This window comes from Variovorax sp. J31P179 (assembly GCF_030316985.1).
In the GTDB taxonomy this organism is placed as follows: domain Bacteria; phylum Pseudomonadota; class Gammaproteobacteria; order Burkholderiales; family Burkholderiaceae_C; genus Variovorax; species Variovorax ginsengisoli_B.
Map to the genome: position 1 here is coordinate 265,994 of NZ_JASZYL010000005.1, position 22,406 is coordinate 288,399.

General features: G+C 68.5%; 22 protein-coding genes. 14 read left to right on the top strand and 8 right to left on the bottom strand.

Annotation, left to right across the window (positions count from 1 at the left end; genetic code table 11):
* Positions 1-26: 26 nt before the first annotated feature.
* The 4 genes from QTI17_RS15115 to QTI17_RS15130 all read right to left on the bottom strand — a co-directional run bounded on the left by QTI17_RS15115 (position 27) and on the right by QTI17_RS15130 (position 4,440).
* Entirely contained in the window at positions 27-899 is an 873-nt protein-coding gene (locus QTI17_RS15115; RefSeq protein WP_286534086.1) for a branched-chain amino acid ABC transporter permease, read from the bottom strand.
* Positions 900-1,045: 146 nt separating this feature from the next.
* The gene (locus tag QTI17_RS15120; RefSeq protein WP_286534088.1) at positions 1,046-2,266 is read right to left on the bottom strand and encodes an ABC transporter substrate-binding protein; all 1,221 of its coding nucleotides are present in this window, start codon (positions 2,264-2,266) and stop codon (positions 1,046-1,048) included.
* Between the two features lie 17 nt (positions 2,267-2,283).
* The gene (locus QTI17_RS15125) at positions 2,284-3,066 is read right to left on the bottom strand and encodes a GntR family transcriptional regulator (RefSeq protein ID WP_286534408.1); all 783 of its coding nucleotides are present in this window, start codon (positions 3,064-3,066) and stop codon (positions 2,284-2,286) included.
* Between the two features lie 342 nt (positions 3,067-3,408).
* Entirely contained in the window at positions 3,409-4,440 is a 1,032-nt protein-coding gene (locus QTI17_RS15130) for a LacI family DNA-binding transcriptional regulator (RefSeq protein ID WP_286534089.1), read from the bottom strand.
* Positions 4,441-4,575: 135 nt separating this feature from the next.
* Here QTI17_RS15130 and QTI17_RS15135 point away from each other — a divergent pair, with 135 nt between their 5' ends.
* From QTI17_RS15135 to QTI17_RS15160, 6 genes are read left to right on the top strand one after another with little or no spacing between them, the layout of a single operon-like run.
* A complete protein-coding gene (locus QTI17_RS15135; protein WP_286534090.1) occupies positions 4,576-5,442 on the top strand; it encodes a dioxygenase family protein in 867 nt (288 codons plus the stop codon).
* 42 nt (positions 5,443-5,484) lie between these two features.
* A complete protein-coding gene (locus tag QTI17_RS15140; protein WP_286534091.1) occupies positions 5,485-6,249 on the top strand; it encodes an SDR family NAD(P)-dependent oxidoreductase in 765 nt (254 codons plus the stop codon).
* On the top strand, positions 6,246-7,127 hold the full coding sequence (locus QTI17_RS15145) for a beta-keto acid cleavage family enzyme (protein ID WP_286534092.1): 882 nt from the start codon (positions 6,246-6,248) through the stop codon (positions 7,125-7,127). Before QTI17_RS15140 ends, QTI17_RS15145 begins: the two co-directional genes overlap by 4 nt.
* Positions 7,124-8,122, top strand: a complete 999-nt coding sequence (locus QTI17_RS15150; RefSeq protein ID WP_286534093.1) for a quinone oxidoreductase family protein — start codon at positions 7,124-7,126, stop codon at positions 8,120-8,122. The genes QTI17_RS15145 and QTI17_RS15150 overlap by 4 nt, the downstream gene beginning before the upstream one ends.
* A 12-nt stretch (positions 8,123-8,134) precedes the next feature.
* Complete coding sequence (locus tag QTI17_RS15155; RefSeq protein ID WP_286534094.1) at positions 8,135-8,491, top strand: cupin domain-containing protein; 357 nt, start codon at positions 8,135-8,137, stop codon at positions 8,489-8,491.
* A 59-nt stretch (positions 8,492-8,550) separates the two neighbouring features.
* On the top strand, positions 8,551-9,531 hold the full coding sequence (locus QTI17_RS15160) for a tripartite tricarboxylate transporter substrate binding protein (RefSeq protein WP_286534095.1): 981 nt from the start codon (positions 8,551-8,553) through the stop codon (positions 9,529-9,531).
* 165 nt (positions 9,532-9,696) lie between these two features.
* On the opposite strand, the gene QTI17_RS15165 is transcribed toward QTI17_RS15160, so the two are convergent.
* The 3 genes from QTI17_RS15165 to QTI17_RS15175 are packed head-to-tail and all read right to left on the bottom strand — an operon-like array spanning position 9,697 to position 12,046.
* Entirely contained in the window at positions 9,697-10,548 is an 852-nt protein-coding gene (locus tag QTI17_RS15165) for a fumarylacetoacetate hydrolase family protein (RefSeq protein ID WP_286534096.1), read from the bottom strand.
* A 20-nt stretch (positions 10,549-10,568) separates the two neighbouring features.
* Positions 10,569-11,315, bottom strand: a complete 747-nt coding sequence (locus QTI17_RS15170; protein ID WP_286522184.1) for an SDR family NAD(P)-dependent oxidoreductase — start codon at positions 11,313-11,315, stop codon at positions 10,569-10,571.
* Positions 11,312-12,046: an SDR family oxidoreductase gene (locus QTI17_RS15175; protein WP_286534098.1), complete on the bottom strand. Its 735-nt coding sequence runs from the start codon at positions 12,044-12,046 to the stop codon at positions 11,312-11,314. The genes QTI17_RS15170 and QTI17_RS15175 overlap by 4 nt, the downstream gene beginning before the upstream one ends.
* A 162-nt stretch (positions 12,047-12,208) precedes the next feature.
* On the opposite strand from QTI17_RS15175, the gene QTI17_RS15180 reads away from it, so the two are divergent.
* The 8 genes from QTI17_RS15180 (at position 12,209) to QTI17_RS15215 (ending at position 20,071) form a co-directional block, all read left to right on the top strand.
* On the top strand, positions 12,209-12,916 hold the full coding sequence (locus tag QTI17_RS15180; RefSeq protein ID WP_286534099.1) for a FadR/GntR family transcriptional regulator: 708 nt from the start codon (positions 12,209-12,211) through the stop codon (positions 12,914-12,916).
* A gap of 51 nt (positions 12,917-12,967) precedes the next feature.
* Complete coding sequence (locus QTI17_RS15185) at positions 12,968-13,963, top strand: sialic acid TRAP transporter substrate-binding protein SiaP (RefSeq protein WP_286534100.1); 996 nt, start codon at positions 12,968-12,970, stop codon at positions 13,961-13,963.
* A gap of 9 nt (positions 13,964-13,972) precedes the next feature.
* On the top strand, positions 13,973-14,530 hold the full coding sequence (locus tag QTI17_RS15190) for a TRAP transporter small permease (protein ID WP_286534101.1): 558 nt from the start codon (positions 13,973-13,975) through the stop codon (positions 14,528-14,530).
* An 11-nt stretch (positions 14,531-14,541) separates the two neighbouring features.
* Positions 14,542-15,936 (top strand): TRAP transporter large permease, encoded by a 1,395-nt coding sequence (locus QTI17_RS15195; protein WP_286534102.1) that lies wholly within the window; start codon positions 14,542-14,544, stop codon positions 15,934-15,936.
* Between the two features lie 94 nt (positions 15,937-16,030).
* The gene (locus QTI17_RS15200; protein WP_286522177.1) at positions 16,031-17,557 is read left to right on the top strand and encodes a UxaA family hydrolase; all 1,527 of its coding nucleotides are present in this window, start codon (positions 16,031-16,033) and stop codon (positions 17,555-17,557) included.
* Between the two features lie 2 nt (positions 17,558-17,559).
* On the top strand, positions 17,560-18,501 hold the full coding sequence (locus QTI17_RS15205) for an SMP-30/gluconolactonase/LRE family protein (protein ID WP_286534104.1): 942 nt from the start codon (positions 17,560-17,562) through the stop codon (positions 18,499-18,501).
* Between the two features lie 5 nt (positions 18,502-18,506).
* Positions 18,507-19,577: a malate/lactate/ureidoglycolate dehydrogenase gene (locus tag QTI17_RS15210; RefSeq protein ID WP_286534105.1), complete on the top strand. Its 1,071-nt coding sequence runs from the start codon at positions 18,507-18,509 to the stop codon at positions 19,575-19,577.
* An 89-nt stretch (positions 19,578-19,666) separates the two neighbouring features.
* Positions 19,667-20,071, top strand: coding sequence for a DUF2501 domain-containing protein (locus QTI17_RS15215; RefSeq protein ID WP_286534106.1), 405 nt, complete (start codon positions 19,667-19,669; stop codon positions 20,069-20,071).
* A 79-nt stretch (positions 20,072-20,150) separates the two neighbouring features.
* Here the strand turns inward: QTI17_RS15215 and katG are convergent, their stop codons facing one another.
* Complete coding sequence (gene katG, locus QTI17_RS15220) at positions 20,151-22,394, bottom strand: catalase/peroxidase HPI (RefSeq protein WP_286534107.1); 2,244 nt, start codon at positions 22,392-22,394, stop codon at positions 20,151-20,153.
* Positions 22,395-22,406 lie beyond the last annotated feature (12 nt).

Consider the following 22,406-nt stretch of genomic DNA (forward strand, 5'->3'; position numbering starts at 1 on the left):
AGCGCCTTCGGGCGGCCGGGCGGCGCTCATGCCTTCGCTCCGAACATGCCCTGCGGGCGAAACAGCACGACCCCGATGAAGATCGCGAAGATGCCGATCTGCCCAAGCGATTCGCCCAGGTAGAGGCCGCCGAGCGATTCGACGATGCCGACCAGGAAGCCGCCGATCAGCGCGCCGACGAAGCTGCCCATGCCGCCCAGCACCACGATCGTGAAGGCCACCAGCACGAAGCCGCCGCCCACTTGCGGATTGACGTAGTAGGCCGGCAGCAGGAAGCAGGCGGCGGCGCCGAGGCATGCAAGGCCGATGCCGAAGCTCATCGCATAGACATGGTCGACATCGATGCCCATCAGCTTGGCGCCCTCCTTCTCCTTGGCGACCGCGCGGATCGCGCGGCCCAGGTCGGTGCGCCCCATGACCCAGAACAGCAGTGCCGACACCACCAGCGCCCCAGCGAAGGCCACCAGCTTGGGCACCGCGATCATCGCCGGCCCGATGGCGACCGTGCTGAGCGCGTAGGCGGTGTCGATGTTGCGGGTGTCCGACTTGAAGAACAGCAGCGCCAGGTTCTCCATCACGATCGCGATGCCGAGCGTGACCAGCAGGATGTTCTCGTCCTTGCCGTGGCCGGCGCGGTTGATGACCAGGCGCTGCAGCCCGTAGCCGAGCGCGAACATGCCGGGAATGACGATCGGCAGCGCCAGGTAGGGGTCGATGCCCCAGCGCTCCTTGAGGAAGTACACCGCGTAGAGGGCCAGCATCAGCGAGGCGCCATGCGCGAAGTTGATGATGTGCAGCACGCCGTAGATCAAGGTGAGGCCGAGCGCGATCAGGGCATAGACCGCGCCGGTCGTCAGGCCGTTCAGGACCGACGAGAAAAGGATGCTGGAGTCGAACATGTGCCTTGTCTAAAAGCCGGCCGGCGCAGCCCGGCCCGTTGGTGAAACACCTCGGAACCGGCTTTGCCGGGCCGACGGTGTTGCCCCCGGTAGGGGGTGGGCGCCCGGACACGAAGTGCCGGGCAACCTGGGGGCGAGCTCCATCTCTAGGCGTTCAAGGGGAACATGGGTTCGACCTCGCGGAACTCGCGCGGGATGATGACCTTGATGTCGTTCTTCACGACCTGCGTCATCAGCGGCTGCGCGCCCTCGTTCTGGCCGTTGACGAACTTCGTCGGGCCGTACGGCATGATGTGGTTCGAGAAGGTGCTCTTCTCCAGCGCGTCGATGATGGCCGCGCGATCGCTCGACTTGGCGCGCTCCAGCGCGTCGGCCAGCAGCGTCATCGCGGTATAGGTCATGAAGACCTCGTAGCTGAAGAACTGGCCCTGGGCCTCGACCCGCTTGCGCAGCTCGGCCGAGCGCTTGTCCTTCGGGTTGAACCAGTGGTTGCAGTCGATGATGCCGTTGGCCGCGTCCGGAAACTCCTTGACGAACTTGTAGCTCGACGCCGCGCCGCCGAGCACCGAGAAGATCGCCTTCGGCTGCACTTTCTGCTGCTGCATGGTGCGCACCAGCAGCGCGTACTCGTTGTAGTAGTTGGCCGGGATCACGATGTCGGGGTTGATCGACTTCATGCGCAGCACGATGTTGTTGAAGTCGCGCGTCGGGTTGGCGTGCTTCACGACCTCCTTCACCTCGAAGCCGTAGCCCGGCAGCTCGCGCGACAGCAGCGCCGCCGTGCCGGAGCCGAACAGCGAGTCCTCGTGGATGATCATCACCGTCTTGGCCGGACTGCCCGCGGCCTTGTTGAGCACCAGCAGGTTGGCCATCGCGACCTCGGTCGACTTCTTGTAGCCGGGGCCGAAGCGGAAGGTGTTCTTGAGGCCGCGCTCGACGATCTGGTCGGCCACGCCGACATCGACCACGTGCGGCAGGTTGTACTTGGCCGCGGCCTGCGTGGTGGCCAGGCAGATCGCCGACGCGAAGGCGCCGACGATGGCCGAGACGCCGGCCTCGTTCATCTTCTCGACCTCGGCGGCGCCGGCCTGGGGCTGCGATTGGGCGTCGCCAAGCAATGCCTCGATCTTGGCGCCGCCCAGCGACTTGATGCCGCCGGCCTTGTTGATGTCCTCGATCGCCATCAGCGCACCGAGCCGGCACTGCTGGCCCGAATAGGCGAGAGCGCCGGTCACGGGGTGCAGCACCCCGACCTTGATCGGCTTGGGCTGGGCGCCGGCCACCAGCGGGAAGGCGATGGCGGAGGCCACGGCGGCGGACTGCGACATGAAGCGGCGGCGGTCCGGGCGATCGAAGCGATGGGGCATGGTGCTTTCCTTTTTCTTCAGTTGAACTGGGCTGACACGTCTTTGCTGACCCACACCTTGGCGTCGATGCTGCCGACGCGCGACAGTTGCATCTCGTAGGTGTAGCGATCGGGCCGGTAGAAGCCGTGCAGCCACTGCACCGGGCGCTCGGCTTCGTCGTAGATGAGGCGGCGCACGGCCAGCAGGGCCGAGCCGACCGAGACTTCGAGGTGCTCCGCAAGCACGTTGTCGGCCAGCCGCGCCGTGATGGTCTGGTGCGCGCGGCCGACCTTGACGCCGGACTCCTCGAGCAGCACCAGGATCGGTTTCCTGGCCAGTTCGCGGCGGCCGAACTTGCGCGCGATGTCGTTCGGCACGTAGGTCGTGATGTGCGACAGCGGCCCCTCGCGCGTCGAACGCACGCGCACCGCCTTCTGCACCGCGTCGCCGAGCTGGAGCTGCAGGGCGTCGGCGATCTGCGTCGAAGCCGAGATGGTGGCCACGTCGATCACCTTGACCGAGGTGTGCAGGCCCATCGTGACCAGGTTCTCGAGCAGGCCGCGCAGGTTGGCGCGCGCCATGCCGTCGGCCGCACGCGGCTCGCCGTTCAGTGCCGGCGGCACCGGGCGCGTGCGCCGGCCGGGGTTGCGCGAGATCAGACCCTCGGACGACAACTGGCCAAGGGCCCGCCGCACCGTGACACGGGCGACGCCGAACTGCTCCATCAGGGCCAGTTCACCGGGCAGGCCGTCGGCGAAGCGCCCTTCTTCGAGTTGCTCGCGCAGCACCAGATAGATCTGGTGGTACTTCGGCAAGGGCATCTGCGACATGCCCGCGATGGTTGAGCACTTCTATTGTTCTGTCAATGGGACATTTGCTGTCAATTGCATTGATACGCCGGGGCGGGGCTCACGCCGACGGTGTGCTCTGCTCCGCGAATGTCCCCCGGCCTTCGGCCTCCTCCTTTATTTCGCTGCGCAGAGCACACCATCGGCGTGAGCCGTCAAGCCGGTGGTTCATCCTCGGCAGCACCGCACGGCGCTACCCGTGCCGAGGGCACCGGGTGGCCCCCGCAGCGAAGTAAAGGAGGAGGCCGCAGGCCGGGGGACATGAGCGGAGGGGGCCACCCGGTGCCCTCGGCACGCACCCCTGAAGACCCGTCCTCAAGACTCGCCAACAACGTCCCGCGTCGACTCGCGCACCACCAGCTCCGGCCGCAGCACCACCGTGAAGGCCAACGGCGCCCGGCCCTCGATGCCGTCGAACAGCATCTCGGCGGCGCGCCAACCGAGTTCGCGGTGCGGCAGCCGGATGGTGGTGAGCGGCGGGTTGACCATGTCGACCAGCGGCATGTCGTTGTGACCAGTGATCGAGATGTCCTGCGGCACGCGGATGCCGCGCTCGCGCAGCACGTCGTAGGCGCCGAGCGCGACCAGGTCGTTGCAGCACACCACGGCCTGCGGCCGTTCGTGGCCATCGAGCAGCCGCTGCATGGCGGCGCGGCCGGCCTCGCGGCTGTAGCCTTCGCATTCCTCGACGCTGGCCAGCTCGAGCCCGCGGTCGCGCAGCGCCTGCTCGACGCCCTGGCGCCGGCCGACGCCGGTCGGCACGTTCTGCGGGCCGGCCAGGTGGGCGATGCGGCGATGGCCCAGCGACACCAGGTGGTCGACCGCCAGCTTCATCGCCAGCCGGTCGTCGCTCACCACGGCGGGCAGGCGCCCGGTCTCGTCGGCCCGGTTGACCAGCACCGCCTGCAGGCCGGCCTTGCCGATGTAGTCGACCAGCGGGTCGTCTCGGGTGGCGATCGCCAGCACCAGCCCGTCGACCCGCTGCGCCAGCATCCGCTCGACGATCGGGCGCGCCAGGGCATGGTCGACCACGTTGGTCACGAAGACGAAGTAGCCGCGCGCCGCCGCGCTGGCCTCGATGCCCTGCAGGATCGGCGGGAACACTGGGTTGGTGATGTCGGGCACCAGCACCCCGATGGTGTGGGTGCGGCCGGTCCGCAGCGCCGACGCCGCGCGGTTGGGCCGGTAACCGAGCTTGCGCGCGGCCTCCTCGACCACCTTCAGCACCTCGGCGCTGATCAGGCTGCGCTTGTCCGGATTGAGCGCGCGCGAGACCGTCGAGACATGCACGCCGGCGGCCAGCGCGACATCGCGGATCGTGACGGTGGACGAGGGTTGGGGGTTCATGGATGCAAACGATTGAATGCCCGAATCGGGACAACCCGGCGATTTTCCACGATGAGCGCATGGATATGCTGATTTTACTTTTTCGAAGAATGGAGGAATAATTTGCAAACGTTTGCATAAAAGGCCGCCCACCCCATGAACATCGTGACCACCCCCGAATCCGTGCTGCAGATCACCCTCCAGGCGATGGAGCGCACGCCCGACCCGCGCCTGCGCAGCGTGATGGCCGCCCTCACCCGTCACCTGCATGCCTTCGTGCGCGAGGTCGAGCTGACCGAGGACGAGTTCGAGCGCGCGCTCGAATTCCTGGTCGCGATCGGCCAGGCCAGCGGCGAGACCAAGAACGAGGTCGTGCTGGCGGCCGACCTGCTGGGCGTGTCCACCCTGGTGGCCTTGCAGAACAACCAGGACCCGCAGGGCGAGTCGCCGGCCGCGCTGCTGGGGCCGTTCTGGCGCGCCAACGCGCCGTTCTGCGACGGCGGCGAGAGCATTGCGCGCTCGGAGACGCCCGGCGTTCCGCTCGAGGTCGCCGGCACCGTGCGCGACAGCGCGGGCCGTCCGGTGGCGGACGCCACCCTCGATGTCTGGCAGGCCTCGCCGGTCGGCCTCTACGAGAACCAGGACCCGGCGCAGCAGGACATGAACCTGCGCGGCCGCTTCAGGACCGATGCCGAGGGCCGCTTCCATTTCCGCAGCGTCCGGCCGGCCGGCTATCCGGTGCCGACCGACGGCCCCTGCGGCGACCTGCTGCGGGCCCAGCTTCGGCATCCCAACCGGCCGGCGCACCTGCATTTCATGGTCAGCAAGCCGGGCCACAAGGTGCTCGTCACGCAGGTCTTCGCGGACGACGACGAGAACCTCGAGAGCGACCCGGTGTTCGGCGTGACGCGCCGGCTGATCGGCCGCTTCGAACCCCAGCAGGGCGGCGGCCACGCGACCTTGCAGTACGACTTCGTGCTGGAGCCCGGCGAGATGAAGTTCCCGCGCCCGCCGATTCCATGAACACCTCGATCGATCGCCTTCAACCTTTCCCTTGGACACCCCATGAGTTTTGATCCCACCTCCCGACTCGACGGCAAGGTCGCCGTCATCACCGGCGGCCTCGGCGCCATCGGCCATGCGAGCGCACGCCGGCTCGCCGCGCTCGGCGCCAGCTGCGTGCTGGTGCACCGCAAGGGCGAGGACGCCGACGCCCGCGCCGCCGCCTTGCCGCATGCCGACGGGCAGCGCCATTCGGCGCTGCGCGCAGACATCGTCGACACGCCCAGCCTGCAGCGCGCCGCCGCTGCCGTGCAGGCGAGCTACGGACGCTGCGACATCCTGGTCAACAGTGCCGGCCACACGCAGCCGGTGCCCGCCGCCGACCTCGATGCCTTGACCGACGAACTGATCGACGACCTGCTGCGCGCCAACTTCCGCGGCGTGTTCGCCACCATCCGGGCCTTCGCGCCGATGCTCAAGGCCAGCGGCGACGGCCTGGTGGTCAACGTCTCGTCGATCGCCGGCTTCACCGGGGTCGGCAGCAACCTGGCCTATGTCGCGGCCAAGGCCGGGCTCGACGTCGTCGGCGACGCGCTGGCCAAGGCCCTGGCACCGGCGGTGCGCGTGGTCTCGGTGTCGCCGGGCGCGGTCGAGTCGGGCTTCGTGCCGGGCCGTGGCGCCGAGTTCGCCGACAAGATGGCCGCCACCACCCCGCTGGGCCGCATCGGCCGGCCGGAGGACGTGGCCGCCACCATCGAAGCGCTGGCGACCACCCTGCGCTTCGTGACCGGCACCCGCATCGTGGTCGATGGAGGGCGCCACCTGTGAAGACGCTGATCACCTGCGCCGTCACCGGCAACCTCGTGAAGCCCGAGCAGACGCCGCACCTGCCGATCACGCCGGCGCAGATCGCCGACGAATGCCTGGCCGCGGCCGAGGCCGGCGCCGGCCAGGTCCACATCCACGTGCGCGACCCCGAGAGCGGCAAGCCGTCGATGCAGGTCGACCTCTACCGCGACGTGGTCGACCGCATCCGGCGCCAGAACCGCGAGCTCATCATCAACCTGACCACCGGCCCCGGCGGCCGCTTCATTCCGAGCGAGGACGACCCGAAGGTCGCCGCGCCGGGCAGCACGCTGCTGCCGCCCGAGAAGCGGGTCGAGCACATCGCGCTGATCAAGCCCGACGTCTGCTCGCTGGACCTCAACACCATGAACTCCGGCCCCGACGTCGTCATGAACACGCCGAAGAACGTGCGCCGCATGGCCCGCGTGATCCGGGAGGCAGGCGTCAAGCCCGAGCTCGAGATCTTCGACTCGGGCGACATCAACCTGGCGCTCGACCTGATCGCCGACGGCACGCTCGAAGGCCCCGCCATGTGGACCTTCGTCCTCGGCGTGAAGTACGGCTTCGCGCCGACACCCGAGACGCTGCTCTATGCCCGCAACATGCTGCCGCGCGGCGCCTTCTGGAGCGCCTTCGGCATCGGCCGCATGGAGTTCCCGATCGTCGCGCAAGCGTGGCTCATGGGCGGCCACGTGCGGGTCGGCATGGAAGACAACATCTACCTCGAGCGCGGCGTGCTGGCCGAAAGCAACGCGCAGCTGGTGGCCAAGGCCAGGGACATCATCGTGAGCCTGGGCGGCGAGGTGGCTTCGGCGCGCGAGGCGCGCGCCACGCTGGGACTGGAAGGAGGCCGCGCATGAACGCCGTCACTGTCGACGACAGCGCCCGCGCCTTGCGGCTGGCCGAGAAGGCCGCGGACATCGCCGGACTGCGGCTCCAGGCCGCCGCCCAGCCCGAACCGGCGGCCACGCCCGGCTTCGCGGTGGTGCGGGTCGGCGCCGCGGCGGTCAATCCGAGCGACGTCAAGGCGGCACTCGGCCTGATGCCGCAGGCCGTCTGGCCGCGCACCCCGGGGCGCGATTTCGCGGGCGTGGTGGTCGACGGCCCCAACGACTGGATCGGCCGCGAAGTCTATGGCTCCGGCGGAGACATCGGCATCACGCGCGACGGCTCGCATGCGCGCTTCCTGGTGCTGCCGGTGGCCGCCCTGCGCGACCGGCCGCTCAGCATCTCGATGGACGAATCGGGTGCGGTCGGCGTGCCCTTCGTCACGGCATACGAGGGCTTCCGGCGCAGCGGCATGCCGAGGGACGGGCAGACGGTGCTGGTGCTGGGCGCCAATGGCAAAGTCGGCCAGGCGGCGGTGCAGCTGGCGGCCCAAGGCGGGGCGCGGGTGATCGCGGTGCAACGGCGCCCGGGGCCTTTCGAAGGCTTCGCCTGCGCAGCGGTCGAGACGATCGATGCCACGCAGGGCGACATCGCGGCGCGGGTGCGGGAGCTCACCGGCGGACGCGGCGTCAACATCGCCTACAACACGGTGGGCAGCGCCTACTTCGACGCCGCCAACAAGTCGATGGCCAAGGGCGCGACGCAGATCCTGATCTCGACCCAGGACCGCGCGGTGCCCTTCGACATCTTCGCCTTCTACCGCGGCATGCACACCTATGTCGGCATCGACTCGCTGGCGATGGACTGCGTGGCTGCCACCGGCCAGCTCGACGCGATGCGCGAGGGCTTCGAGCGCGGCACGCTGAAGCCCTTTCCGGTGGCCCGTGCCTTCACGCTCGACCAGGCCGCGGATGCCTACCGGCTGGTGCTGTCGGGCAGCACCGACCGCGTCGTGCTGCGGCCCTGAGGAGACGCCGCCATGCACCTGACCCGATTCGAGCAGGCGCCGGCCTACGAGGCGCCCAACCATTTCGACATGCGCTGCCTGCGGCTGCAGGGCAAGGAGGCCGGGCCCTCGACCCAGATGTGGATGGGCATGAGCCAGATCCTGCCGGGCGGCCACACCACGCTCGATGGCTCGCCGATCGAAAAGCTCTACCTGGTGCTCGAGGGGCGCCTGACCGTGGTGTCCGAACTCGACGGCCGCCAGGAAGAGCACGAGCTCGGCCCCTACGACAGCTGCCGCTTCGCGCCAGGCGAGAAGCGGCAACTGCTGAACCGCAGCCAACGGCCGGTGCTGGTGGCGCTGGTCATGGCCAACGCCGCACCCGGCTGAGCCTTCTTTCGCCTTTCGTCGTTCCTCGCTACACACACCATTCCAACGGAGACAACCCCATGACGACATCCTTCCTCGGCCGGCGCCAGCTGCTGGCGGCCGCCATCGCCCTGTGCGCCTTCCCGGCCGTCCAGGCGCAGGGCGACTGGCCGCGCGGCCAGACGATCCGGATGGTGGTGCCCTTCACCGCCGGCAGCGGCACCGACATCGTGGCCCGGCTGGTGGCCGAGCGGCTCGGGCCGGCACTCGGGACCAGCGTCATCATCGACAACAAGCCGGGCGCGGGCGGCACGCTGGGCGCTGCCCAGGTCGCCAAGGCGGCGCCCGACGGCTACACGCTGCTGGTGCATTCGGCGGGGCATCTGGTGAACCCGTCGATCTATCCGGGCCTCAGCTACGACACGCTGAAGGACTTCGCCGGTGTCACGCCGCTGGCCAGCCTGCCCAACGTGCTGGTCGCCCCGCCCGGGCGCTTCGCCGACGTGAAGGACCTGGTCGCGCAGGCCAAGGCCAAGCCGACGGGCTTCAACTACGCCTCGGCGGGCAACGGCTCGGCGACCCACATGAATGCCGAGGTGTTCCGGCTCGCGGCCGGCCTCCAGGCCCAGCACGTGCCGTTCCGCGGCACGCCCGAAGCCATGACCGAGGTGATGGGCGGGCGGGTCGACTGGTTCTTCGCGCCGATGGTCTCGGCGCTGCCGCTGATCAAGGACGGGCGGCTGAAGGCGCTGGCGGTCGGAACCGGCAAGCGATCGTCCGTGATGCCGCAGGTGCCCACCACGGTCGAGGCCGGCGTGCCGGGTTCTGAGTACCTGTTCTGGGTCGGCCTGTTCGCGCCGGCGAAGACGCCGCGGCCGGTGGTCGACCGGCTGCAGGCCGAGGTGGCGAAGATCATGGCGGCGCCCGACCTCAAGGAGCGGCTCGACAAGCTCGGCGCCGAACCCTTCACGATGCCCTCGGCGGACTTCGATCGCTTCCTGGCCGACGAGACCGCCAAGGCCCAGCAGGTGGTCAAGGCGGCCGGGATCAAGGTGGACTGAGCCGACTCGCTTTCTCAGTGATCGCCACGCGATCGCGTGACCCGCGACGCATGAATCAGGCGCAGTCGAACGCCAGGGATACCGCGGAACCGGCTTTGCCGGGCCGCTGGTATCGCCCCCCTTGAGGGGGGAGGCGCCGCAGGCGCTTCGGGGGGTGTTTTCGTTTCAGAGCTTGAACGGCACCACTTCCTGGCGCTGTTCGCCAAGCCCCTCGATGCCGAGGGTCATCACGTCGCCCTTCTTGAGGAACACCGGCTGCGGCTTCTTGCCCATGCCGACGCCCGGCGGCGTGCCGGTGGTGATGATGTCGCCGGGCTCCAGCGTGTTGAGCTGGCTCACGTAGCTCACCAGCCTGGCGACGTTGAAGATCATCGTCTTGGTGTTGCCGGTCTGCATGCGCTCGCCGTTGAGGTCGAGCCACATCGCGAGCTTCTGCGGGTTGGCGATCTCGTCGCGCGTGACCAGCCAGGGACCGATCGGGCCGAAGGTGTCGAAGCCCTTGCCCTTGTCCCAGGTCAGGCCGCGCTCGAGCTGCCATTCGCGCTCGCTGACGTCGTTGACGACGCAGAAGCCGGCCACGTAGTCGAGCGCGTTCTTCTGCGAGACGTAGCGCGCGCGGGTGCCGATCACCACGCCGAGCTCGACCTCCCAGTCGCCCTTGACCGAGCCCTTGGGCAGCATGACCGGATCGTTCGGCCCCTGGATGCAGCTGTTGGCCTTGGTGAACACCACCGGCTCCTTGGGGATCGGCATGCCCGACTCGGCCGCGTGGTCGGCGTAGTTGAGGCCGATCGCGATGAACTTGCCGACCTTGGCCACCGGGCAGCCGTAGCGAGGCTTGCCCTTGACCAGCGGCAGCTTGTCGACCTTGAGCTTGCGCAGCTTGGCCAGCGCGGCGTCGCCGAGCTGGTCGGGGCCGATGTCGCCGACCACCGCGCTCAGGTCGCGCAGCTTGCCCTCGGCATCGATGAGGCCAGGCTTCTCCTTGCCCGGGTTGCCATAGCGAACGAGTTTCATGAAGGTCCTTTGTTGTGGGATCAGTAGGTGGAGCGACCGCCCGAGAGATCGAAGGTCGCGCCGGTGGAAAAAGAGCAATCCTCGGTGCAGAGCCAGGCCACCATCGCGGCCACCTCCTCCACCGTGCCGAATCGCCCCATCGGGATCTTCGACAGCATGAAGGCGATGTGGTCGGGCGTCATCTGGTCGAAGATCGCGGTCTTGACCGCCGCCGGGGTGACGCAGTTGACGCGGATGCCAGTATCGGCGAGTTCCTTGCCGAGCGACTTGGTGAGCGCGATCACGCCGGCCTTGCTCGCACTGTAGGCACTGGCGTTGGGGTTGCCGTCCTTGCCGGCGACCGAGGCGATGTTGACGATCCGGCCGTAGCCCTGCGAGCGCATCTGGCCGACCACCTCCCGGCAGCAGATGAAGAGGCCGGTCAGGTTGACCTCCATGACCTGGCGCCAGGCATCGACCGGGTAGTCCCACAGCCGCGTGTTGGGCCCGGTGATGCCGGCGCTGTTGACCAGCGCATCGATGCGCCCGGCCTGCGCCAGCGTGGCCGCCACGGCCTTGGCCACCGAAGGCTGCTGGGTCACGTCGACCGCCAGCGCATAGGCCTTGGCGCCGAGCGCCCAGGCGGCCTTGGTCGCGGCCTCGCCGTCGCGGTCCCACACGGTGACGCTGCCGCCCGAGGCCAGCAGCCGCTTGGCGATGCCGAAGCCCAGGCCGGTGGCGCCGCCGGTGACGACCGCATGGCGGCCGTTGAAGTCGAGCTGGTTCATATCATGATGCCGCCGTCGACCGTGAAGGCCTGGCCGGTCGCGAAGACGGATTCGTCGCTGGCCAGGAACACCACCACCGGCGCGATCTCCTCGGCCCGCGCGAGCCGGCCCATCGGCTGGCGCGCGATGAAGGCCTTGCGTGCCTCTTCGGGGTCGGCGTTGGCGTTGATGCGGTCGCCGAGCGAGGGCGTGTCGACCGTGCCGGGGCACACCGCGTTGCAGCGGATGCCCTTGGTCACGTAGTCGGCGGCGACGCTCTTGGTGAGGCCGAGCACCGCCGCCTTGGTGGTGCCGTAGACGAAGCGGTTCGGCAGGCCCTTCATGCTCGAGCAGACGCTCGCCATGTTGATGATGCTGCCGCGCCCGGCCGCGAGCATCCCCGGCAGCACCGCCTGGATGGTCCAGAACTGGGCCCGCACGTTGAGGTTGAAGGCGAACTCGAGGTCGGCGTCGGCGGCGTCGAGCACGCTGCCGTTGTGGACCACGCCGGCGCAGTTGAAGAGCACGTCGAGCGCCGGCAAGGTCTGCACGAGTGCGCCGATGGCGGCCTTGTCGAGCACGTCGAGCTTCGCGGTCCTGACGTTGGCGACGCCGTCGAAGCGCGCCAACAGCTTTTCGTTGACGTCGGTGGCCCACACCGTCGCGCCCTCGGCCGCGAGTGCGAGCACGCTCGCATGGCCGATACCCTGTCCGGCCGCGGTGACGAGCGCGGTCTTGCCCTGAAGTCTCATGGGATGTCCTCTCGAAGCTGATGGCGATGGTGATGCCGCGAAGGCCGCGCCGCATTCAGGGTTTCGCCCGATGGCCCGGCTCCGGTGCGGCTCGTATTCTGAATTGGCCTTACCACTTGTCCAATTCAGGACAACCCTTAACCCCCTCCCCGCGCCCTGCACGTGCCGCTGCAAACCGTCGAGCCCCAACGCCTCTATCGGCAGATCGCCGACCAGCTGCGCGCGCTGATCGCCGAGGGCGAGTTCGCGGTCGGCGCGCGGCTGCCCGCCGAGCGCGATCTGGCCAGGCAGCTCGGCGTCAGCCGGCCTTCGGTGCGCGAGGCGCTGATCGCGCTCGAGGTCGAGGGCTGGGTCGAGGTCCGCACCGGCTCGGGCGTCTACGTGCTCGACCGTTCGCACCGCACTGCGGCGCCGGTGGCGGCGGCCGAATGGGGCCCGCTCGAACTGATCCGGGCCCGCCGCGTGGTCGAGGGCGAGACCGCGGCCCTGGCGGCCGCGCTGGGCCGACGGCGCGACGTCGACACCCTCACCCGGGCCATCGAAAGCATGCGCGAGATGGCCGACCGCAACATGATGCCGCTCGAGGGCGACCGGGCCTTCCACCTGGCGATCGTCGAGGCCTGCGGCAACGTGGTGCTGTCCGAGACGGTGCAGGGCTATTGGGATTCGCGCAACGGCCCGATCTTCACGCGGCTCGGCGGCTACTTCGAGACCGTCAAGTCGTGGCGCAGCGCGATCGCCGAGCACGAGGCCATCCGCGACGCGATCGCCGCGCGCGACCCCGACGCCGCCCGTGCCGCCATGCACGCGCACATGGACAAGTCCCACCAGAGATTCAGCGCGAGTTGGCGCCGCGCGAAGGCCTCCTGATCCCAGCCAAGTCAGTCCGCTTTTCTTCCCAACCACAACGGAGACAAATCGATGACCAGCAAACGCTTCGCCCTCAAGACCTTCGCGGCCTGCGCCCTGGCGGCCGGCGCGCTCGGCGCCTTCGGCCTCGCGCAGGCCCAGACCAAGCTCAAGTGGGCCCATGTCTACGAGACTTCGGAGCCCTTCCACAAATACTCGCTGTGGGCCGCCGACGAGATCAAGAAGCGCACCAACGGCAAGTACGAGATCCAGGTCTTCCCGGCCTCCAGCCTGGGCAAGGAGTCGGACATCAACCAGGGCCTGACCCTGGGCACGGTCGACATCATCCTGACCGGCGCGAGCTTCGCGGGCAACACCTACAAGCCGCTCGCCGTGACCTACTTCCCGTTCATCTTCCGCGATTCCGAGCACCTGCTGAAGTACGCCCAGAGCGATGTCTTCAAGGAGCTCGCCAAGGGCTACGACGACAAGAGCGGCAACCACATCACGGCGCTCAACTACTACGGCGCGCGCCACGTCACCTCGGCCGCCGCCAAGCCGGTGTCCAAGCCCGAGGACATGAAGGGCCTGAAGATCCGCGTGCCCGACGCGCCGGCCTACCTGGCCTTCCCGAAATCGCTGGGCGCCAACGCGACGCCGATCGCCTTCGCCGAGGTCTACCTGGCGCTGCAGAACGGCACGGTCGATGCCCAGGAGAACCCGCTGCCGACCATCGAGGCCAAGAAATTCTTCGAAGTGCAGAAGAACATCTCGCTGACCGGCCACATCATCGACTCGCTGCTCACCGTGGTCTCGGGCCAGACCTGGGAGAAGCTGTCGCCGGACGAGAAGAAGATCTTCACGGAGGTGATGCAGGAAGCGGCCGAGAAGACCGGCCGCGAGATCATCGCTTCGGAGATCCGTCTCACCGATGAGTTCAAGAAGAAGGGCAACAACGTGATCGTGGTCGACAAGGCCGCGTTCCGCGAGGCCGTGCTCAAGAACACCAAGCCGACCGACCAGGGATACCGCCAGCAGGACTACGACCGCATCCTGGCGATCAAGTAAGGCGCCGCCATGACCGAGCAGAAGATCATCGACGACGAGGGCCACTTCCATGCGGAAGACGAAGTGGTCGACCTTTCGGACACCATCGCCGAGGGATGGATCGCGCTGGCGCTGTTCTGGCTGCTCGGCCTCACGGTTTTCTACCAGTTCGTCACGCGCTACGTGCTGAACGATTCCGCGGCCTGGACCGAAGAGGTGGCGCGCTACATGCTGATCGGCGTGGTCTTCATCGGGGCGGCGATCGGGGTCTCGAAGAACAACCAGATCCAGGTCGACTTCTTCTACCGCCACATGCCCAAGGCGATGGGCGTGTGGATGTCCAAGGCGGTCGACCTGGTGCGCATCGCCTTCTTCGCCGGTGCGGTGATCATGACCGTGCAGATGATGTTCAAGATCGGCAGCCGCACGCGCATGACCATCGTCGACCTGCCGATGAACATCGTCTACGGCCTCTGCCTGTTCGGCTTCGCGGCGATGGCCTGGCGCTCGCTGCAGGTGGCGCGCATCCACTGGCGGCGCGGCTACAGCGTGCTCGAACGGCCTGAATCCACCTTGTCAGACCACTGAGACCGTCCCACATGCTCAAGATATTCTTCCTGGTCTTCATGGCCGGCGGCATCCCGGTGGCGATCGCGATGGCGGGCGCCTCGCTGGCCTACATCCTGATGTCGGGCGGCCTGCCGCCCTTCGTCGTGATCCACCGGATGGTGAGCGGCATCGACAGCTTCCCGCTGCTCGCCGTGCCCTTCTTCATCCTGGCCGGCAACCTCATGAACAACGCCGGCATCACGACCCGCATCTACAATTTCGCGCTGGCGCTGGTCGGCTGGCTCAAGGGCGGGCTGGGCCACGTCAACGTGCTCGGCTCGGTGATCTTCGCCGGCATGAGCGGCACCGCGATCGCCGACGCCGCCGGCCTCGGCACGATCGAGATCAAGGCCATGCAGGAACATGGCTACGAGACCGAGTTCGCGGTCGGCGTCACGGCCGCCTCGGCCACGCTCGGGCCGATCATCCCGCCCAGCCTGCCCTTCGTGATCTACGGGATGATGGCCAACGTCTCGGTGGGCGCGCTGTTCCTCGCGGGCATCCTGCCGGGCGCCATGATGGCGATCCTGATGATGCTCACGGTGGCCTACTACGCTCACAAGAACAAGTGGGGCGGCGACGTCAAGTTCTCGCGCACACGGCTGTTCAAGGCCTTGAGCGAGCTGGCCGTGGTGGTCGGCTGGCCGCTGCTGATGTGGCTGTTGATCAGCCAGCTGGGCACGCCGCCGCAGCTGACGGTCTTCGGCGGCCTGGCGGCGCTGTTCGTGCTCGACCGGATCTTCCGCTTCGAGGCCCTGCTGCCGATCATGACGCCGGTGCTGCTGATCGGCGGCATGACCACCGGCCTCTTCACGCCCACCGAGGGCGCGATCGCCGCCTGCGTGTGGGCCATGATCCTCGGCTTCGCCTGGTACCGCACGCTGTCCTGGAAGATGTTCGTCAAGGTCTGCCTCGACACCATCGAGACCACCTCGACCGTGCTGTTCATCGTCGCCGCGGCGTCGATTTTCGGCTGGATGCTGACCGCGACCGGCGTCACGGCCGAGATCGCCAGCTGGGTGCTGGGCTTCACCGACCAGGCCTGGGTCTTCCTGCTGCTGGCCAACCTGCTGATGCTGTTCGTCGGCTGCTTCCTGGAGCCCACCGCTGCCATCACGATCCTGGTGCCGATCCTGCTGCCGATCGCGACCCACCTGGGCATCGATCCGATCCACTTCGGCCTGGTGATGGTGCTGAACCTCATGATCGGGCTGCTGCATCCGCCGATGGGGATGGTGCTGTTCGTGCTCGCGCGGGTCGCCGGACTGAGCTTCGAGCGCACCACCATGGCGATCCTGCCGTGGCTGGTGCCGCTGCTGGTGAGCCTGGCGATCATCACCTACATGCCGTCCCTGGTACTGTGGCTGCCGAAAATGTTCTTCTGAGACCTTGCGCGACAGACCAACAAACCGCGCAGCGGTTTTTGCTCTGTCCCCAACTGACCAGATCCAGTGCCGTACAAGACAAAGGACCCCCACGATGAACCCCTTCATTCGACTCCACCCCGCCGACGATGTCGTGATCGCGCGCGGCCAGCTGGTCGGCGGCACGCCGGTCGAGGGCGTGACGGCACGCGGCCTGATCCCGCCCGGCCACAAGATCGCGGTGCGCGCCATCGCGCAAGGCGACCCGGTGCGCCGCTACAACCAGATCATCGGCTTCGCCAGCAAGCCGATCGCGCCCGGCGAACACGTGCATACGCACAACCTCGACATGGGCCCCGACAAGGGCCACTTCGAGCGTGACTACGCCTTCGGGGCCGACGTGAAGGCGCCGCCGCCGAAGCGCGAGGCCACCTTCATGGGCATCAAGCGGGCCGACGGCCGCGTCGCCACACGCAACTACATCGGCGTGCTGACCAGCGTCAACTGCTCGGCCACGGCGGCACGCGCCATTGCCGACCACTTCTCGCGCAAGACCAATCCGGCGGCGCTGGCCGACTACCCGAACGTGGACGGCGTGGTCGCGCTCACCCACGGCACCGGCTGCGGCATGGACACCGGCGGCATGGGCATGCAGCTGCTCGAGCGCACGCTCACGGGCTACGCGACGCACCCCAACTTCGCCGCCGTGCTGGTGGTCGGGCTGGGCTGCGAGGCCAACCAGATCAACGCCTGGCTGGCCACCGGCCACCTGAGCGAAGGCGAGAACTTCCGCGTCTTCAACATCCAGGACACCGGCGGCACGCGCAAGACGGTCGAGAAGGGCGTGGCGCTGATCAACGAGATGCTGCCGCGCGCCAATGCCGTGCGGCGCGAGCCGCTGAGCGCGGCCCACATCACGATCGGGCTGCAGTGCGGCGGCTCCGACGGCTACTCGGGCATCAGCGCCAACCCGGCGCTGGGCGCCGCGGTCGACCTGCTGGTGGCGCACGGCGGCACGGCGATCCTGTCCGAGACGCCGGAGGTCTACGGCGCCGAGCACCTGCTGACCCGCCGCGCCGTGCGGCGCGAGGTCGGCGAAAAGCTGGTCGAGCGGATCCGCTGGTGGGAGCACTACACCGCGATCAACGAGGGCGAGATGAACAACAACCCCTCGCCCGGCAACAAGGCCGGCGGGCTCACGACGATTCTCGAGAAGTCGCTCGGCGCCGTGGCCAAGGGCGGCACCAGCAACCTCGAGGCGGTCTACGAATACGCCGAACCCGTGACCGCGCACGGCTTCGTCTACATGGACACGCCGGGCTACGATCCGGTCAGCGCCACCGGCCAGGTCGCGGGCGGCGCCAACATCATCTGCTTCACCACCGGCCGCGGCTCGGCCTATGGCTGCGCGCCTTCGCCGTCGCTCAAGCTGGCGACCAATTCCGCGCTCTGGCAGCGCCAGGAAGAAGACATGGACATCAACTGCGGCGAGATCGTCGAAGGCACGGTGTCGATCCAGGAGATGGGCCAGCGCATCTTCGAGATGGTGCTGGCGACCGCCTCGGGCGAACCCTCGAAGAGCGAGCGCCATGGCTACGGGCAGAACGAGTTCGTGCCCTGGCAGGTCGGCGCGGTGATGTAGCCATGTCGCATTTCACTCAACCACCCTTCGGCACGCTGGACGGCTGCGGCATCGAGAAATTCGACGCCCGTTTCAACCGCCTCGTGCCCGGTCCCGAGAAGGTCGAGCGGCTCTGGACCGGCGCCCGCTGGTGCGAGGGGCCGGCCTGGTTCGGCGCCCACCGCACACTGGTGTGGTCCGACATCCCGAACAACCGCATGATGCGCTTCGACGAGCGCAACGGCGGCGTGGCCGTGTTCCGCGAACCGTCCAACAATTCGAACGGCAACACGGTCGACCGCCAGGGCCGGCTGGTCAGCTGCGAGCACCTGACGCGGCGCGTGACGCGCACCGAGCATGACGGCAGCCTCACGGTGCTGGCCTCGCACTGGCAAGGCAAGCGCCTCAACTCGCCGAACGACGTCGTGGTGCACTCCGATGGCGGCATCTGGTTCACGGACCCGAGCTACGGCATCCTGAGCGACTACGAAGGACTGCGCGCCGACAGCGAGATCGGCGCCTGCAACGTGTACCGCATCGACCCGGACAGCGGCGCGGTCGACCTCGTCGCCGACGACTTCGTCAAGCCCAACGGGCTGGCTTTCTCGCCCGACGAATCGATGCTCTACATCGCCGACACCGGCGCCAGCCATGCGGACGACGGGCCGCGCCACATCCGCCGCTTCGCGGTCGCGAGCGATGGCCGGCGGCTGGGTGCCGGCAGCCTGTTCGCGGAATGCACGCAGGGGCTGTTCGACGGCTTCCGGCTCGACACCGAGGGCCGCATCTGGACCAGCGCCGCCGACGGCGTGCATGCCTTGCACCCCGACGGCAGCCTGATCGGCAAGATCCTGCTGCCCGAGCGCGTGGCCAATGTCTGCTTCGGCGGCCCCAAGCGCAACCGGCTCTTCATCTGCGCCACGAGTTCGCTCTACGCCATCACCCTCAACGCCAAGGGAGTTTGAATCACATGTCCCAAACACTGGAGCCGGGCCGCCTGAGAAATGAGGTCGCCCGCATCCTGGCCGCCGCCGGCAGCACGCCGGCCGAGGCCGAGCAGGTCGCCGCCAACCTGGTGCTGGCCAACCTGAGCGGCCACGATTCGCACGGCGTCGGCATGCTGCCGCGCTATGTCGACGCCATCGCCGAGGGCGGCCTGGTGCCCAATGCCGCGGCCCGAATCATCCTCGACACCGGCGCCCTGCTCTCGCTCGACGGCCAGCACGGCTTCGGCCAGATCGTCGGCGTGCAGGCGATGGAGCTCGGCATTGCGCGGGCCAAGCAGCATGGCAGCTGCATCGTGTCGCTGGCCAGCGCGCACCACCTGGGGCGCATCGGCCATTTCGCCGAGATGGCGGTGGCCCAGGGGCTGGTGGCGATGCATTTCGTCAACGTGCTGTCGCGGCCGGTGGTCGCGCCCTGGGGCGGCGGCGACGGCCGCTTCGGCACCAACCCCTGCTGCATCGGCGTGCCGCTGGCAGGGGCCGAGCCCTTCATCCTCGACTTCGCGACCAGCCGGGTGGCGCAGGGCAAGATGCGCGTGGCCTACAACAAGGGCGAGCGCGTGCCGCCGGGCCACCTGATCGACGAGCATGGCGCACCGACCGACGACCCGGGCGTGGTGGTGGTGCCGCAGAGCAACGGCCTGTTCGGCGCCCTGATGACCTTCGGCGAGCACAAGGGCTATGGCATGGCGGTGGCCTGCGAGCTGCTCGGCGGCGCACTGACCGGCAGCGGCACCTGGCACCGGCCGGCGGACACCGCGCGCACCGTGCTCAACGGCATGCTGGTGGTGCTGATCGACCCGGCCAAACTCGGCACGCAGGCGAGCTTCGAGCAGGAAGCGACGGCCTTCGTCGACTGGCTTCGCCAGAGCCCGCCGGGCGCCGGCTTCGAGGCCGTGCAGATCGCCGGCGAGCCCGAGCGCAAGGCGCGGGCGGCGCGCGAGCGCGAGGGCATCTGGCTCGACGATGCGACCTGGAGCGAGATCGTGGAGGCGGGACGCAAGGTCGGTGTCACGGTCGGTGCCACCGGCGGTTAGGGCCCACCAACTGTTTCAATGTCGTCTTCGCCCGGCCTTGGGCTTGCGCTATGGTTTCCCCAACTGTTCGCAAAGTACAAGGAGCCGACATGAACACCACCAGACAACGCTTCATGCGCGTCAGCGCCATCGCCCTGCTGCTCGGCAGCGCCGGCTTCGTCCAGGCCCAGTCGCTGGACATGCTCAAGGGCCTGGCCGGCGGCGGTGGCGGCATGGCCTCGGGCAGCCTCGGCAACGCCGCCGGCGTGATCGAGTACTGCCTCAAGAACAACTACCTGAGCGCCGACAGCGCCACCACGGCCGTGAAGGACCAGCTGATGGGCAAGATCCCAGGCGGCAAGCCGGCGTCGGACCTCGGCTACGTGGACGGCGCGCAGGGCATCCTGACCGGCACCGACGGCAAGAAGATGGACCTGACCGGCGGCGGCCTGAAGCAGGAAGTCACGCGCAAGGCCTGTGACTTCGTGCTCAAGCAAGCCAAGCAAATGCTATAGGCCCCACGCTCCCCCACTGCGTGTGGGTCGCTGCCCCCCGAGGGGGCCGCAGGCCGCCTTGGGGCGGCCCGGCGCCGGCCTAGATATCGAAGCGATCGAGGTTCATCACCTTGGTCCAGGCCGCCACGAAGTCGTCGACGAACTTCTTCTTCGAGTCCAAACTGGCGTAGATCTCGGCGATGGCGCGCAGCTGCGCGTTCGAGCCGAAGACCAGGTCGACGCGGGACCCGGTCCACTTGAGCTCGCCCGTCTTGCGGTCGCGGCCCTGGAACGCGGCGCCGGCCGAGTCCGCGTTCCACTCCGTGCCCATGTCCAGCAGGTTGACGAAGAAGTCGTTGCTCAAGGTGCCCGGCTTGTCGGTGAAGACACCGTCGCGGGACTGGCCGGCATTGCCGCCCAGCACGCGCAGGCCGCCGACCAGCACCGTCATCTCGGGCGCCGTCAAGGTCAGCAGTTGTGCCTTGTCGACCAGCAGCACCTCGGCCGGCCCGGCCACCCCGGCCTTCACGTAGTTGCGGAAGCCGTCGGCGACTGGCTCCAGCGGCGCGAACGACTCGGCGTCGGTCTGCGCCTGCAGCGCATCCGTGCGCCCCGGCGTGAAGGGAACCCGCACCTCGTGACCGCCGTCGCGCGCCGCCTGCTCCACGGCCGCGCCGCCGGCCAGGACGATCAGGTCGGCCAGCGAGATCTTCTTGCCGTCCGTCTGCGCCCCGTTGAACTCGGTGCGAATCCCCTCCAGCGCCTGCAGGACCTTGGTCAGCTGCTCGGGCTGGTTGACGTCCCAGTCCTTTTGCGGCGCCAGGCGAATCCGGGCGCCATTGGCGCCGCCGCGCTTGTCGGAGCCGCGGAAGGTGGAGGCCGACGCCCAGGCGGTCGAGACCAGCTGCGCCGGGGTGAGCCCCGATGCCAGCACCTTCTTGGCCAGCGCCGCGACGTCCTTCTCGTCGACCAGCGGATGGTTGACCGGAGGAACCGGGTCCTGCCAGATCAGCTCTTCGGCCGGCACCTCCGGCCCCAGGTAGCGGGCGCGCGGCCCCATGTCGCGATGGGTCAGCTTGAACCAGGCGCGGGCGAAGGCATCGGCGAACTGGTCGGGGTGCTCCATGAAGCGGCGCGAGATCTTCTCGTAGGCCGGGTCGAAGCGCAGCGACAGGTCTGTGGTCAGCATGGTGGGGACCAGCTTCTTCGACGGGTCGTGGGCATGCGGAATGGTCGCGCCGGCGCCCTTGGCCACCCACTGCTGCGCGCCCGCCGGGCTCTTGCTCAGCTCATATTCGTAGCCGAACAGGTTCCAGAAGAAGTTGTTGCTCCACTGGATCGGCGTGGTGGTCCAGGTGACCTCCAGGCCGCTGGTGATCGTGTCGCCGCCGCGGCCGGTGCCGAAGCTGTTCGCCCAGCCGAGGCCCTGGGCCTCGAGGCCGGCGGCTTCGGGCTCGGCCCCGACGTTGGACGCAGGGCCGGCGCCATGCGTCTTGCCGAAGGTGTGGCCGCCGGCGATCAGCGCCACGGTTTCCTCGTCGTTCATTGCCATGCGTCCGAAGGTGTCTCGGATGTCGTAGGCGGCCGCGATCGGATCGGGGTTGCCGTCCGGACCTTCGGGATTGACGTAGATCAGGCCCATCTGCACCGCGCCGAGCGGGTTCTCGAGCTTGCGCGAGTGCGGCACCTGGCTGTCGTCGTCCTTCACGAGCACGCCGTGCGGCTCGTCGACGCCCGGCGAACCCTGGGCGTAGCGGATATCGCCGCCGAGCCACTTGGTCTCGCGACCCCAGTACACGTCCTGGTCAGGCTCCCACACGTCGGCGCGGCCGCCGCCGAAGCCGAAGGTCTTGAAACCCATGGTTTCGAGCGCGACGTTGCCGGCGAGGATCATCAGGTCGGCCCAGGAGATCTTCTTGCCGTACTTCTGCTTGACCGGCCAGAGCAGCCGGCGCGCCTTGTCGAGGCTGACGTTGTCCGGCCAGCTGTTCAGGGGCGCGAAGCGCTGCTGGCCGCGGCCGGCGCCGCCCCGTCCGTCGCCGATGCGATAGGTGCCGGCGCTGTGCCAGGCCATGCGGATGAACAGGGGCCCGTAGTGCCCGAAATCCGCCGGCCACCAGTCCTGCGAATCGGTCATCAGGTCGGCGAGGTCCTTCTTCAGCGCCGCCAGGTCAAGGGTCTTGAACTCGGCGGCGTAGTCGAAGCCCTCACCCATCGGGTCGGACTTGGACGAATGCTGGTGGAGCAGGTCGAGCCGCAACTGCTGGGGCCACCAGTCACGGTTCGTCGTGCCGCCCGCGGCCGGGCTGAACGGGCACTTGGCTTCGGTCTTTTCGCTGCTCATGGGGTTCTCCTA